Origin of the sequence: Borreliella garinii (assembly GCF_001922545.1) — a bacterium.
In the GTDB taxonomy this organism is placed as follows: Bacteria; Spirochaetota; Spirochaetia; order Borreliales; family Borreliaceae; genus Borreliella; species Borreliella garinii.
Window position 1 is genome coordinate 155,091 of record NZ_CP018744.1, and the last position, 14,079, is coordinate 169,169.

The following is a 14,079-nucleotide window of genomic DNA, read 5'->3' on the forward strand; positions in this document are numbered from 1 at the left end:
ACTTAACTCCCTGGAACATCGTCTGTGTAGATTTTTAAATTTTTTCTCTGCATATTTAAAAACATTAATTCATTTATTTGAATCTTAGCATTTACCAAAGAGTCCCCATCAATTTTTTTTTTGCAAAGCAAAACACGAGAATCTAATTTTCTTCTCTTGATTGCAATTAAAATATGAATGAGCGCCTCATCATCTACTTCAAATCCAGAATTTAAAATTTCTTCAAAAAAAAATTCACTAACTTTATAGCTATCTTTTAAATTTCTTTTTAAATCCATTAATGAAAAATCTTTATTATTTTCAAATAAATCCTCAAAACACATAAAAATTTTTCTGGCATCGATATCAATTAAATCACTATCAATAATATTGCGCCTTATTATACCAAAATAACTAAAATTTTTCAACAAAGCTACTATTAGATACCTCTCATAAGAATCATCATTATGAGCATACAAATTTCTTTTATTATTGTCAACTACAAATCTTTCTTTTATTCTATAATAATCTTTCAATAAAGTTGTAACACCAACACCAAGCTTATTGCTTAGCTTGTCTAAAAAAATTTTTTTTTGAGTATCTATTTTAGATAAATTTATCAAATTTAAAAATAAATTAATCATAGCATTTAAATCTACAGTTTTATTTAAATCATATTTATTAGAATAAGCATCTAAGAGATACTCAAAAGCATCGCATTTATTATCTAAAATTTTTTGTAAAGATCCCTCACCTTTATCTTTAAGAAGATCCGCAGGATCAAGGCCAAAATCCATTTTAACAACACTAACATTAATATTAAATGGCAAACAAATTTGATAAGCCTTTAAAGTTGCAGAAAGCCCAGCATCATCCCCGTCAAAAGAAAATATTATTTCATCGGCATATCTTTGAATCAAAGCCAGATGTTCTTTTGAAAAAGAAGTGCCAAGAGTAGATACAGCTCTCTTAATCCCAGATGTAAAAAAGGCAAGAACATCTATATATCCTTCTACTAATATAACTGACTTTGTAGATTTAATCTCATTAAGACCCTCATAAAATCCATAAAGAAGCTCCTTTTTTTTAAAAACTTCAGTTTCGCTTAAATTAATATACTTAGAGCCTTTCCCATCTAAATCTCGACCCCCAAAGCCAACAACGTTTCCTTTAAAATCTTTAATTGGAAAAATTAATCTTTGAGATAAAATAGAAGCTTTGGGATTTGTTTTTGAGAATAAACCACTTTTCCTTAGTATTTCAGAAGAGTATCCTTTTGAAACTAAAAAATCATGAAGCTCTAAGCCATCTTTAATATTAAACGGCAAATAACCAAGTTCAAATAAATCAACTACTTCCTTAGATATTGCTCTACTCTTTAAAACGTAATCTAATGCTTTTTGATTTTTATTCAAAAAAAATTTAATAGTATTGACTAATCTAGAGTTTAAAGAGTAAATTTTTGAAACCATGTCTTTATTTTCACTTTTTTTTTCATTTTTTCGATTTATTTTTAAATCATTATAATAAATACCAAATTTTTCACATAAAATCTTAAGAGCATCATTGTAATTGATTTTTTCCATATCCATTAAAAATGCAATAACATCCCCACTCTTTTTACATCCAAAACAATAAAAATATCCTTGCAAAGAATTTACAAAAAAAGAAGGGGTTTTCTCAGCATGAAAAGGACATAGCCCCTTATAAGTAGATCCCGATTTAACAAGCTTAATATATTGCTCCACAATAGCTACAATATCAAATTTAGCTTTAATTGAAGCTGTAGTTTGTAAATGCTCCATGCTTCTTAATCCTTAGTAATAAAATTCTTAATATAATCTTTTGCTCCTAAAAGATGTGAAGAATAATCTGATGAAAATTGATGTGTGCCCAACTTAGAGTCTTGTACCACAAAAAATAAATATTGCGTATCTTTAGGGAAAAAAGCTGCTTGCAGCGAAATAATACCAGCATTTGAAATTGGAGTAGGAGGATACCCTTTATTAATATATGTATTATAGGGAGAATCTATCTCTAAATCTGAAAAATAAATTCTTTTGGGATGACTTCGTCCTAGCTCCTCTGTAATAATATATTCAATAGTAGCGCAAGATTGTAATGCCATACCGGATTTTATTCTGTTATAAAAAACCGAAGACATAGTTGAAGCTTCACTTTTAACTCTATACTCACGCTCAACAATAGATGCTATTATTACTCTATTGTAAAGATCTTTACTTGAATAATCACTAAAAACAACACCTATAGATTTAAGCTTATTAAAAAAATTGTCAACAAACATGCGAACAATATTCTTTATTTCCATACCTTTATAAAATTTATAGGTATCTGGGAATAAAAATCCTTCAAGAGAATCATAGTCAAATCCAAGCTCGTAAATAAATGATTTTTCGTTGATCAAAAAAAGAAAATCTTTAACATCATCAATAACAGCAAATTCTTTAAGCTTAGAAGCAATTCTTCTGCTAGTATATCCTTCGGGTATTGTAACATCAATATTTATATTAGAAGATCCCCTTAAAAACTCTTTATATATCTCAAATGTAGAAAGATCGCTATTGATTAAATATCTTCCCTCTTTAAATTGTTTGTCACTACCAAAAATATACGAAATAAAAACAAGAAGCAATTCGGATTTAATTAATTTTTGTTTTTTTAATTCTTTAGCTATTTTTTTAACTCCCCAACCTTTCTCAATATCAAATTCATAGACTAAATCATTTGCTAAAGAAGATAGATTTAAAAAATATATAAAAATTGAAAAAACAGATCCTAAAAAGAAAAAAAGAATAAATACTTTCCCAATTTTAATAAGCACAAGAATCTCCTAGCTAAACAAAAGTATTTGCTAATTACTCTTTAGTTATCAATTAAAAGCTTCAACTGACAACTAACATCATATTTTATAACCAATAAGAACTTTTCTAAATAGATAAAAATATAAGCACCATAATAAAACGATACAACACATTTAAAAGATTACAATCAAAAAATTATAAAAAAGGCAATAATTTATAATTTCACTAAATTGGGGAGGGTGGGATTCGAACCCACGTAGGCAAAGCCAACAGATTTACAGTCTGCCCCGGTTAACCACTTCGGTACCGCCCCTAAAAGCCGACTGTCGGAGTCGAACCGACGACCTGCGGTTTACAAGACCGCTGCTCTGGCCAGCTGAGCTAAGTCGGCAAATAAGAAACTAATAGTTAGTTTATAAAAATAAAATTTATTAGTCAATAGAATAATGACAAACAATTAATCAATCTTCTTATTAATCTATTTATTGCCAGAAAGAAAAATTTTAAAAACAAGGGCACAAAAAAAAATCATAAAACTAAAAATTAAAATTAAATAATAATTAATTTTTTTATTTCTCAATAAATAAAAAAATATTAGCCTAGTAGATTCAAGCCCAAAAGCAAAAGCACTTAAAACAATAGTAAGATCAAGATAAAATTTCTGAAAATTGTAAACAAAAATATTGTAAGAACCAGCCAAAAAAACAAATAAACTCAATAAAGAATTTAAAAACAATACAATAACCAAGATTCTAATAAAATTTGAAAAACGTCTTAGATTTTTTACTTTAAAAGCTTTCATCAAATTTATAAATTTTTTATTATAAAAAGTGCTTGATTAATAATTTCCAAAAGATTACTAATAACATCAGCTAATGTAATTTTTTTATTTTCATTTGCCATTGACTTGTAAGAAACTGTTAAGGATTTTCGAATAAAAACATTTTGATTCTCTAAAAGAGCCAAACATCTCTTTTTAAGCTCAATAAAATAATCTACAAATCTATTTGAAGCTTTATCAATAGAAATCGATTCATTCAAACACCACTTCAAAATCCTTTCCTTATAAGGATCATCAATTTTACTCTCTCTTTTGTGCCTTTCAAACTCTTCATTTTTATAATCAATCTCAAAGTAAATATTATAAATTTCTTTTTTCAAAGCAGTAATATTATTTTCAATGTCAACATATATATTTCTAAGGTCATGATTATTAATTAATACGACATTATTTACAGTTCTTAGAACTTCCATCATTCTAACATCATATATGTTTTTAAAAAAATCATTAAGAAAATATAACTTTTTAAAACTATAGTGACCAAGATTTAATTCTTTAAAAATCTCACCCTTTAAATTTAAAACTACACTAGGATCTCTAACAAGATTTTTCATCTCTTTAATCACAAGAGCTTTTAAACAGCTATCACGTCTTTCAATAGCCTGGCCCATAACATTTAAAAATAAAATGTTCTCATAAAAATTTTTCACATCAAAAAAGGGTACATATTTTTTAGGAGATGCAACCGGGTTTTTGCAATAAACCTTAAAAACATCTAAATAAGGTAAGGTTCTTGACAAGCCAACAATTTTAGATACAATAGATAAAACATTTTTCAATACATATTCTACTCGAGATAAATGATCTTCTCTTGAAATTATTTCTGAATTGCTAATATCATCAGATATTAAAAAATAATTTGATATAATACTTTTAACGATATTCTCATCTATCTCAATATCTTTTAATGTATACAAAATGTCAAAAAAATAATTCAAATACTTACTAACACTTGAAAAGCTAGTTCCAAAGTCAACCTCAAGGTCAACAATGCTAATATTTTCAACATTATCTAAAAGATCTACATTGAAAAATGAAAAAAAAGATTTGTAAGGAAAAAACGCTAAACTATTAAAAACATAATAAAACTCAAACATATCAGAGACAGTTCTGTAAGTATCAAGTGGAATAGAATTAATATACTCATTTATCTTAACCTGAAGAGATTCTTCTAAATCGTTTTGGGTCTTTTCTTTTTTCAAAAAAAGCTCATATTCGCCTTCATTCAAAAAATCTTCCAAATTTTTCTTAGAATTAAGAACTTTGTTTTGAATAACTTCTAAAATAGTTTGTTCAACAGCAATGCCACCTTTTTCTAATTTCTTAAAAAATTCTTTTAATTCCATTGAATATCGGCAAACACTAAAAAACATTTCTACAAAGCCAACATACAAACATTCTTTCTTAAAATCTATTACTGGATTTTTACACATTTCATTAATTTGATTTTCTAGGTTTTTTATAACATAAGCTTTATAAATATCTTCTTTACTTTTATCCTTCTGAAAAAAATTTAAAATAGTTAACCACATTCTCATAAGAAATGACTCTTCCATTAAACGCCCTGAAAGAAATTTTTCAAGCTGAGAATCAACATAAGGCTCATTACTACAATTGGGCAAAACAAACTCGGAAGAATTCAAGCCTAAGCTTTTTCTTATATCGTTCATCAACCTATTTTTAGTCTCTTTTGAAAGTTGACCTATAGCGTTGTATACACTATTGTTATTACCACTCATAAAACCCCAATAAAACCATTTTAAAAATAAAAGCACTACTTACAACATACTTCAAATAAATTAAAATTGTAAATCAATTTTAGAAAAAAATTATTTACAATATAATATAATTTTATATGAATCTAGGCAAAAATAATAAAAATATAATTAAAATTGGTAAAATTTTTAAAAAAAACAACTACGAATTTTATTTAGTTGGAGGTGCTTTAAGAGACTTACTACTCAATAAACAACCTTGCGATTTTGATTTTGCAACAAATGCAACTCCTGAAGAAATAACAACATTATTTCCAAATAACATTAAAACAGGAATAAAACATGGCACAATTGGTATTATTTTTAATAAAAAAATCTTTGAAATCACTACATATAGAATAGAAAAAGAATATGAGAACAATAGAACCCCTAAACAAGTAGAATATACCAAAAATTTAATTAAAGATCTTGAAAGAAGAGATTTTACAATCAATGCAATTGCAATGGACATTTTTAATTTCAACATAATAGATTGCTATAATGGGAAAAAAGATCTTAATAAGAAAATAATAAGATGCATAGGAAACTCAAATAAAAGACTTGAAGAAGACGCCCTTAGAATACTAAGAGCAGCAAGATTTTCATCTACACTTAATTTTAAAATTGAAAAAAATACTTTAATTTCAATGAAATATAAAAAAGAAAATATTTTAATAATTTCAAAGGAAAGAATAAAAAATGAATTTCATAAATTGTTAGAGGGTAAAAATATACAAAAAGGAATTTATTATCTTAAAAAAGTTGATTTTTTTAAAAATTTTTTTAATCTAGAAATAAAAACAAAATTAATCAAAAAAACTGCTCTGCTGAACAAAGAAAAATTTTATCTAAAAGCAATCACTATATTGACAATTGAGAAACCCATAAAAGAGCTAAAAGAAAAATTAATTTTACTTAAATTCTCAAATAAAGAAATTAAGTTAATTTTATTTTATAGAAGCATAATCGATAATAAAAATATTTTTAATATCAAAAAATTGAGCGATATTAGATATTTGCTTAGCAAAAGTACAAGAGAACATTATAAAGAAATAATTGATATATACAAGGCACTCAAAGGGAAAAAGAAAAAATATTTATTTATAGTAAAAAACATAAAAAGAAAAAAATTGTTAAAAAATCCTCTCTCTTTAAAAGATTTAAAAATAAATGGAAAAGATATTCAAAATCTAGAAGAAATAGAAAATAAAAATATAGGTAAAATTTTAAATACACTTCTAAGCCATGTAATTGAAAACCCCAAGCTTAATACTAAAAAGTATCTTATTGAAAGAATAAAAACCCTAAAGATTAATATCTTCCATAGCTTTTAAAGCCACTTCAGCAGCTCTCATTTCGGCTTCTTTTTTAGATTTGCCCTTTCCATTTGATATAAATTTTTCTCCAACATAAAGCTCCACGCAAAAAACTTTATCATGATCTGGACCTATTTCCTTGTCTAGCTTATAACTTGGTGAGATTTTATATTTCTTTTGAACATACTCTTGTAACAAACTCTTATAATCTTTAAAATCACCTCTATTAAACATTAATCTTATATACATGTCAAAAAGTCCAACCACAAATTCTGTTGCCATTGAAAACCCACTATCAAGATAAATAGCGCCTACAAAAGCTTCAATAGCATCTGCAAGAATGCCTTTTTTGTTGCGACCATCATTGCTCTCCTCCCCTCTGCCAAGTAAAATATAAGAACCAAGATCAATCTCTCTAGCAATACTAGATAGGGAGTCTTCACTAACAATATAAGATCTGGCCTTGCTAAGCTCTCCTTCACTTTTATTTGGATAAGTTTTATAAAGATGATCTGTGATAATCAAATTAAGCACAGAATCTCCTAAAAATTCTAATCTCTCATTATTGTCAGCTTTCTGATCTAACTCATTAGAATAAGATGAGTGGCTCAATGCCGTATTTAGTAAATCAAAATTATTAAAATCAATGCTCAAATTTTCCAAGAATTCACCTAATTGTGCTTTCCTTTCACTGCCAAAACAAAAATCGGAAGATTTTTTTTTCATCAACCTTTTCTCTTTTTAATAAAATTAACAACATCACCTACTGTCTCAAATTCATTGGCTTCGTTCTCTGGAATCTTATCATCAAAAGCCTCTTCAAGTAAATATAAAAGCTCATAAATATCAAGACTATCTGCATTAAGATCCTCAACAAATCTAGAATCTATAGTAATTTCATCTTCTTTTTTATCAAGTTGTTCAGATATAATAGACCTAACCTTACTAAAAATTTCATCATTATCCATGAATACACCTTCCTTGCTACAAATTACAAACCTATTTCTAGATATTGGTTATTTCTATAATATCCACACTTTAAACAAATTCTGTGCCTCACCCCAAGATTACCACAATTAGAGCATTCTTGAAATTGTGGAATTTTTTTTCTCATATTTATACTACGCCTTGTTCTACTCCTAGATTTTGAAGGCTTAAATTTTGGAACAGCCATTACTTTCTCCTACTACTTTTAAACTACATTAAATTATCTTAATAATATATATATTAACCAAGTCATTTGTCAATAAACTTAGATTTCAATCTATTGAATACCAATTCTGGAACAAAATGAGAAAGATCAATATCCTTTTTCATCATCAATTCCTTGACAAAATCTGACCTTACATATAAATGCTCTGCACTACTTGGCAAAAATATAGTATCGATTTTAAAATTTAACTTGTTATTAACAAGATATCTCTCAAACTCTATATCAAAATCATTAAAAGCCCTAATTCCCCTAACAATAAATTTAATAGAATTAATTAGTGCATAATCAACAATAAACCCGCTATACCTATCTACAAATACATTTAAAAAATTTAAAGACGAAATTACATCTTTTGTAAGACTAAACCTCTCAACATCACTTAGCAAATATTTTTTTGATTTATTTTTAGCTACTAAAACAACAACTTTGTCAAAAATAGCCAATGATCTTTTAATTAAATCAATATGACCCCAGGTAATTGGATCAAAAGATCCTGGAAAAACTGCCACCTTCATATCAAGAAAGCCTAAATCCTCTATTGATATCTTTAAGAATTTTTTTGCGCCACATTGGCTGCTCTTCTAAATTTTCAAATTCAATTTCTTTAATAATTTTGAAATATAAATATTCTCCTCTAGAAGATGTATCCACAATAAAAAATTTACCAACACCCCTATAAACCAATTTTTCATTACGTGAAAGATTATTTTCAGCCGTTAATTTGTTGATAGCACAATCAAAATGAATAGGCTTATCTTCATTTTCAACCTTTAAAGACATACTAAAAGCAAGATCATTTATTTTTTTTTCACAAATAACACAAGTAATATCAAGATTTATCCTTGTTTTAAATTTTATATTTTTTCTTCTAAACTTACCCTTAAAAACATTTTGTTTATCTGGATTTAAAGCATTCGATCTATTATTAAAACTGTTTAATGGGATAACATTTTGACTTTTACTCTCAGAATTTAATCTTTTATTTTTAAAACCATAAAAACGCTTATTGTATTTCTGAAAATTACTGCCCTTAAACTTACTTTGAGTATATTTCAAAATTAACTCTCCTTAAAGAAAATAAATAAATATTTGTCCTCCAAAAAACAAAAATTTAAGGACAAAATTACTTACATAACTTGAAAGTTTTTCGATAAATCAAAACTTCAAATCTTTAGCTTTTTTTAAAATACAAAAGTACAATTAAACTAACATTAAAATTAATAAAAATAGTTGATTAATGCCTTTAATCGCAACAAATACAAAATTAAGCTTACCGAAATTATTTTCTAAAACAGTAAAAATCCTAAATTTTTGAATAAAAACTCACAAAACAAAAAAGCATTAAAAAATAATTTTTAATATTAATCTCATGACCCAATTTACTAAAATATTTAAAATACTTAAAAACTAATGCTTAACTTTTTTAATATTAAGACGCTCCTTTATCTTCATAGCAGCTTTACCAATTCTATTTCTCATATAATAAAGCTTTGCCCTTCTAACCTTTCCCCTTCTTAAAACTTCAACTTTTTCTATAATAGGAGAATATACTGGAAAAATTTTTTCAACGCCTATTCCTGAAGAAATTTTTCTAACCAAAAATGTTTTGCCAATCCCCTTATTTTGAAAAGAAATAACAATTCCTTCAAAACTCTGTAACCTTTCATTACTACCTTCAATAATTTTATAAATAACCCTTACAGTATCCCCCACATTAAAGATAAAAGCCTCGCTTTTCTTATTCTGGGCTTCAATTTTTCTTATCAAATCCATTATCTTCTCCTATTATCTCTAAATATTTAAGGTATAAATCATATCTATTTTTCTTAGTTTTTTCTCTAGCTTTAAAAAGTCTCCAATTCTTTATATTTTCATGATGCCCTGAAACAAGAACTTCTGGAACCTTTATCCCCATAAAATTATAAGGTCTGGTGTAATGAGGATATTCAAGTAACCCATTTTTCATCCCAAATGATTCTTCTAATAAAGAATTAGGATTTATTACTCCATCTAGCAACCTATATACACTATCTATTAAAACAAGAGCTGCAATCTCTCCTGAAGATAGAACATAATCTCCAATAGAAATCTCAAAATCAACATACAAATCTATAATACGTTGATCAATTCCTTCATATCTTCCACAAATTATAACAATTTCTTCTTTTTTTGACAAGGAATATGCCAGTTCTTGAGTATACTTTATACCAGAAGGACTTAAAAATATTGTTGTTTTCTTAGTAGCTTCGACATGCTCAAGAGCAAAATACATGGGCTCAGCTTTTAACACCATCCCAGCACCGCCTCCGTAAGGCAAATCGTCACATCTTTTATGCTTATCTTTTGAAAAATCTCTAACATCAATAAGCTCAAAACTTACTATTCCCTTGTCAATAGCTTTTTTCATTATTGAATTTTCAAAAAATGGTTTAATTATTGCTGGGAAAAGAGATATAACTGTAAATTTCATCTTAAAAGATCTAAAACCTTAAGCTCAATTGTTTTTTCTCTTGCATCTATATCTCCAATATAAATGCTTAAAAAGGGAATAAAAAAAAATTTAATACCCACTTTGACCTCAAGAAATACTCTATTTAAATATTCAAAAAAAGATACAACCTCTCCTAACCTTATATTGTCGTTAACAATGGTATAGCCAATCAATTTGCCCAAATAATATTCGCCTTCTTTCAAACTCGATGCAAGCGAATCATCAACCCATAATTCAAAACCAATCAAAGACTTAACTGATTCTGGAGTATTAATCCCTTCAAACTTCAAATACAAAGAATTGCCCTTTATATTAACATCTACAACTTTAACTTCAATGGTAAAGCCATTGCTTTTTTTTAGGAGTACTTTATTGTCTTTTAGGTTAATAAAATCACAAAAATTATTGGATATGCTTTTAACCCTAGCATACCCATTAACTCCATAAGACGATAATATTACGCCTTTAATAAACATAAATCAATCTAAAATTTCCAATTGCACTCGCCTATTGGTTTTAGCAGCACAAGCTCCAAGCAAAGTTCTAATAGCTCGCGCAATACGCCCTCGTCTTCCGATTATTTTTCCTACATCGCTTTGAGAAACCCTTAATTCTAAAATAGTTGATTTTTCCCCCTCAATTACATTTAACTTTACTTCATCTTGTTTGTCTACAAGAGACTTTACTATAAACTCTATAAGTTCAATCTCATTCCCATACTCTTTCATCTAAACCTCCTGACTTTTCGCATTCAAGTTGTTTTTATTTAAAAGCATTTTCACTGTATCGCTTAAAATTGCTCCCTTGCTTATCCAATCTTTGATTCTATCTTCCTTAATTTTTATTTGTTTTTGCTTTTCAACAGGATGATAATAACCAAGTTCTTCAATTGCTCTACCATCTCTAGGAGAAGCAGAATTCATAACTACAATCCTATAATAAGGTCTTTTTTTAGCTCCCATTCTCTTCAATCTTATCCTAACGCTCAAATTTATTCCTCCTTATTTCCCTAAAAGGGATGCAATCTTATTTTGAAAATCTTTATTTTTCATTTTTTTCATCATTAAAGTTGTTTGACTAAACTTCTTTATAAGCTTATTAACATCAAAAATAGTTGTTCCACTACCCAAAGCTATTCTTTTTTTCCTTGAGGGATTGTTCAAAATCACTGGATTTATTCTTTCTTTTTTAGTCATAGAAAGAATAATAGCTTCTTCTTTATTAAAACTTTCTTCGGTTAAATTATTAATATTCAACATTGATTTTGAAACACCTGGTAAAAAACTTACAAAATTAGAAATCCCCCCTATTTGCCTCATGCGCCTAAATTGACTTAGATAGTCTTCAAAATTAAAACTGGCTTTATTAATTTTTTCCTCAAGCTTAATAGCCTCTTCTTTGTCAACAACGCTTTGAACCTTCTCTACAAGGCTAACCACATCCCCCATGCCAAGAATTCTAGAAGCAATTCTTTCCGGGCAAAAGGAATCAAGATCTTCAACTCTTTCTCCAACCCCAATAAATTTAATAGGAACTGCACAAATACTTTTGAACGATAGTACAGCCCCACCCCTAGTATCTGAATCAAATTTAGAGAATATTGCACCAGTAAGTCCAACATTCTCATTGAATTCCTTAGCAATATTTACCGCAACTTGTCCCATCATAGAGTCTACTACCAAAATGGTTTCTGTGGGTTTTAGAATATCCTTGATTTTTTTTATCTCTTCAACTAACAAAGATTCAACTTCAAGCCGTCCTCTAGTATCAACTATTACAGAATCAAAAAACTCAGACTCGGCAAACTTCATAGATGCTTTAACAATTTTAATAGGATCTTTTTCTCCTGCAAGTGAAAACACTGGAACACCTATTTGGTTGCCCAATATTTTTAACTGCTCTACAGCCGCTGCTCTAAATGTGTCAGCAGCTACAAGAAGCACTTTTCTATTTTCCTTTTTAAGCCTTAAAGAAAGCTTAGCACATGTTGTAGTTTTGCCAGAACCTTGAAGTCCGAGCACAAGAATATAAGATTGCTTATTGACAGGATGTAAGCTAAGCTCATAACTTTTGCCTCCCAAAAATTTAACAAGATTATCATTGACAATTTTAATAAACTGATATTTAGGATCAATGCCTCTTAAAACTTTTACTCCCTTGGATTCTTCAATTATAGAATTTAAAAAACGTCTTACAACTCTTAAGTTAACATCAGCATCAACCAAAGAATTCTTAATAATCTCAATAGCCTCTGAGATGTTTTTATCATTTATTGTAGATTTTCCAGAAAGATAGTTTATAAAATTTTTAAAATTTGACCCCAAACTTTCAAGCATTAAAAATAACCTTTATTCTCAAAAATAATCTTATCAAATATAAGATACAAAAAAAGGCAATATTAATCAATATCTCCTCCTGTCAAATAAAATTTATTAAAAATAACGCTAGAAGCAGGTCCAACAACAGAAACTTTAGTGTCTAATGAACTAAGCTTTAATATTATATTCTCTTTATTACGCTTTTTAATCTCTTCTTTTAACAAATCAAAAAAAGCTTTTAATTTAAAACTTTGACCATAGAGTACTAAATAATTAAAATCAAGCATTCTTTGAATATTGATAATAATTATTGCTAAATATTTAACCGTATTTTGCATAATTTTATTTATAAAATCATATTTTTCATAAAGAGAAAAAACATCATATATTGTAACCTTTTTCAATCTACCCTCATACTTTTCATAAAGCTCAGGAATCTCGCCATTCATAAACTCTTTTGAAATTAATCTCTGCAAAGCAAAGTTAGATATTAGCATATTAACACAACCCTTATTACCACAAGTTGGACAATTTTTTTCTCCTTCGTAATCAATTATCATGTGACTAACCATACCTGACTTATTGTTAAAACCAGGATAAACATTGCCACCTGACCAAATCGAAAGTTCAGCAGTATCTGTGTAGTCAAAAAACATAATATTATCTATATTTTTGCCCATAAATTCAGCAAGAGATAAATTTTTAACATAACTTTCAAGATAAACTGTAAGTGAAAAATATTCCTCAAGTATTCTCTTAACAGGGACATCTTTTTCAATCCATGCTCCATAACTGTCATTAACAATTCCTGATTCTTTATCTTTGATTAACCCTGTAATACTAAAACCCAAACCAATAAACTTGTCTCTTGAAAAATTATGTTTCCAAATAATTTCTATCATATGATCTTTTATTTTTTCTAAAATCTCATAAGCACTAACTGGGGGTTCAAAAGAATGAGTCTCGCTTATTAAAACCTCGCATTTAAGATTCGCAATGCCTATTTGAAAATAATTGCTAGAAACAATAACTCCCATTGAATACGCATAATCTTTATTAATATCAAGAAGTATTTCTTTTCGTCCATGTTTTTTAATATCAGACACTCTAGAACCAACTTCAATCAAAAGATTTTCTTTTATCATTTGATTAGTCAAAATAGTAACCGCAGCATTTGTTAAGGTTAACTTACGAGCTAAGTCTGTTCTTGAATATTGCATATTCTTCAAACTAAGAAGAATTTTTCTTCTATTTCCACCCCTAATTGAAACCATATTTTCGCCTTGCATAGTAGACCTCCTTTGTTTTTTAAAATAAAAAAATATTATAAAATATCATACAGAAA

The 14,079-nt window shown here is 27.6% G+C and carries 17 protein-coding genes and 2 tRNA genes; 1 reads left to right on the top strand and 18 read right to left on the bottom strand.

What is annotated here, in order from left to right; all coding sequences use genetic code 11:
* Positions 1-2: 2 nt before the first annotated feature.
* The 6 genes from dnaG to BLA33_RS00705 all read right to left on the bottom strand — a co-directional run bounded on the left by dnaG (position 3) and on the right by BLA33_RS00705 (position 5,381).
* The gene (dnaG, locus tag BLA33_RS00680) at positions 3-1,784 is read right to left on the bottom strand and encodes a DNA primase (RefSeq protein ID WP_029346450.1); all 1,782 of its coding nucleotides are present in this window, start codon (positions 1,782-1,784) and stop codon (positions 3-5) included.
* 5 nt (positions 1,785-1,789) lie between these two features.
* Positions 1,790-2,821 carry an endolytic transglycosylase MltG gene (mltG, locus tag BLA33_RS00685; RefSeq protein ID WP_075226319.1) on the bottom strand — a complete coding sequence of 344 codons (1,032 nt, stop codon included), beginning with the start codon at positions 2,819-2,821 and terminating at the stop codon, positions 1,790-1,792.
* A gap of 211 nt (positions 2,822-3,032) precedes the next feature.
* Positions 3,033-3,114 (bottom strand) — tRNA-Tyr (locus tag BLA33_RS00690).
* 4 nt (positions 3,115-3,118) lie between these two features.
* Positions 3,119-3,192, bottom strand: a tRNA-Thr gene (locus BLA33_RS00695).
* A gap of 87 nt (positions 3,193-3,279) precedes the next feature.
* Positions 3,280-3,603 (bottom strand): hypothetical protein, encoded by a 324-nt coding sequence (locus BLA33_RS00700; protein WP_029346448.1) that lies wholly within the window; start codon positions 3,601-3,603, stop codon positions 3,280-3,282.
* Positions 3,604-3,608: 5 nt separating this feature from the next.
* Entirely contained in the window at positions 3,609-5,381 is a 1,773-nt protein-coding gene (locus tag BLA33_RS00705; protein WP_075226320.1) for a hypothetical protein, read from the bottom strand.
* Positions 5,382-5,497: 116 nt separating this feature from the next.
* Between BLA33_RS00705 and BLA33_RS00710 the strand changes: the two genes are divergently transcribed.
* Positions 5,498-6,730, top strand: a complete 1,233-nt coding sequence (locus BLA33_RS00710; protein WP_029346447.1) for a CCA tRNA nucleotidyltransferase — start codon at positions 5,498-5,500, stop codon at positions 6,728-6,730.
* On the opposite strand, the gene rnc is transcribed toward BLA33_RS00710, so the two are convergent.
* The 12 genes from rnc to badR all read right to left on the bottom strand — a co-directional run bounded on the left by rnc (position 6,701) and on the right by badR (position 14,023).
* Complete coding sequence (rnc, locus tag BLA33_RS00715; protein WP_029346446.1) at positions 6,701-7,438, bottom strand: ribonuclease III; 738 nt, start codon at positions 7,436-7,438, stop codon at positions 6,701-6,703. The genes BLA33_RS00710 and rnc overlap by 30 nt on opposite strands.
* Positions 7,438-7,680, bottom strand: a complete 243-nt coding sequence (gene acpP / locus BLA33_RS00720) for an acyl carrier protein (protein WP_004789379.1) — start codon at positions 7,678-7,680, stop codon at positions 7,438-7,440. Before acpP ends, rnc begins: the two co-directional genes overlap by 1 nt.
* Before the next feature lie 23 nt (positions 7,681-7,703).
* Positions 7,704-7,886, bottom strand: coding sequence for a 50S ribosomal protein L32 (gene rpmF, locus BLA33_RS00725; RefSeq protein WP_002557290.1), 183 nt, complete (start codon positions 7,884-7,886; stop codon positions 7,704-7,706).
* A 62-nt stretch (positions 7,887-7,948) separates the two neighbouring features.
* Positions 7,949-8,440: a pantetheine-phosphate adenylyltransferase gene (gene coaD, locus BLA33_RS00730; protein ID WP_004791384.1), complete on the bottom strand. Its 492-nt coding sequence runs from the start codon at positions 8,438-8,440 to the stop codon at positions 7,949-7,951.
* A gap of 1 nt (position 8,441) precedes the next feature.
* Positions 8,442-8,981, bottom strand: a complete 540-nt coding sequence (locus BLA33_RS00735; RefSeq protein ID WP_029346445.1) for a hypothetical protein — start codon at positions 8,979-8,981, stop codon at positions 8,442-8,444.
* A 351-nt stretch (positions 8,982-9,332) separates the two neighbouring features.
* On the bottom strand, positions 9,333-9,698 hold the full coding sequence (rplS, locus tag BLA33_RS00740) for a 50S ribosomal protein L19 (protein ID WP_004791115.1): 366 nt from the start codon (positions 9,696-9,698) through the stop codon (positions 9,333-9,335).
* Complete coding sequence (gene trmD, locus BLA33_RS00745) at positions 9,676-10,395, bottom strand: tRNA (guanosine(37)-N1)-methyltransferase TrmD (RefSeq protein ID WP_029346444.1); 720 nt, start codon at positions 10,393-10,395, stop codon at positions 9,676-9,678. Before trmD ends, rplS begins: the two co-directional genes overlap by 23 nt.
* A complete protein-coding gene (rimM, locus tag BLA33_RS00750) occupies positions 10,392-10,892 on the bottom strand; it encodes a ribosome maturation factor RimM (RefSeq protein ID WP_029346443.1) in 501 nt (166 codons plus the stop codon). Before rimM ends, trmD begins: the two co-directional genes overlap by 4 nt.
* Positions 10,893-10,895: 3 nt before the next feature.
* Positions 10,896-11,144 (bottom strand): KH domain-containing protein, encoded by a 249-nt coding sequence (locus BLA33_RS00755; protein ID WP_004791279.1) that lies wholly within the window; start codon positions 11,142-11,144, stop codon positions 10,896-10,898.
* Positions 11,145-11,405, bottom strand: coding sequence for a 30S ribosomal protein S16 (rpsP, locus tag BLA33_RS00760; protein ID WP_004791060.1), 261 nt, complete (start codon positions 11,403-11,405; stop codon positions 11,145-11,147).
* Positions 11,406-11,417: 12 nt separating this feature from the next.
* Entirely contained in the window at positions 11,418-12,752 is a 1,335-nt protein-coding gene (gene ffh / locus BLA33_RS00765) for a signal recognition particle protein (RefSeq protein ID WP_029346442.1), read from the bottom strand.
* A 62-nt stretch (positions 12,753-12,814) separates the two neighbouring features.
* Complete coding sequence (gene badR / locus BLA33_RS00770; RefSeq protein WP_029346441.1) at positions 12,815-14,023, bottom strand: host adaptation transcriptional regulator BadR; 1,209 nt, start codon at positions 14,021-14,023, stop codon at positions 12,815-12,817.
* Positions 14,024-14,079: the final 56 nt, after the last annotated feature.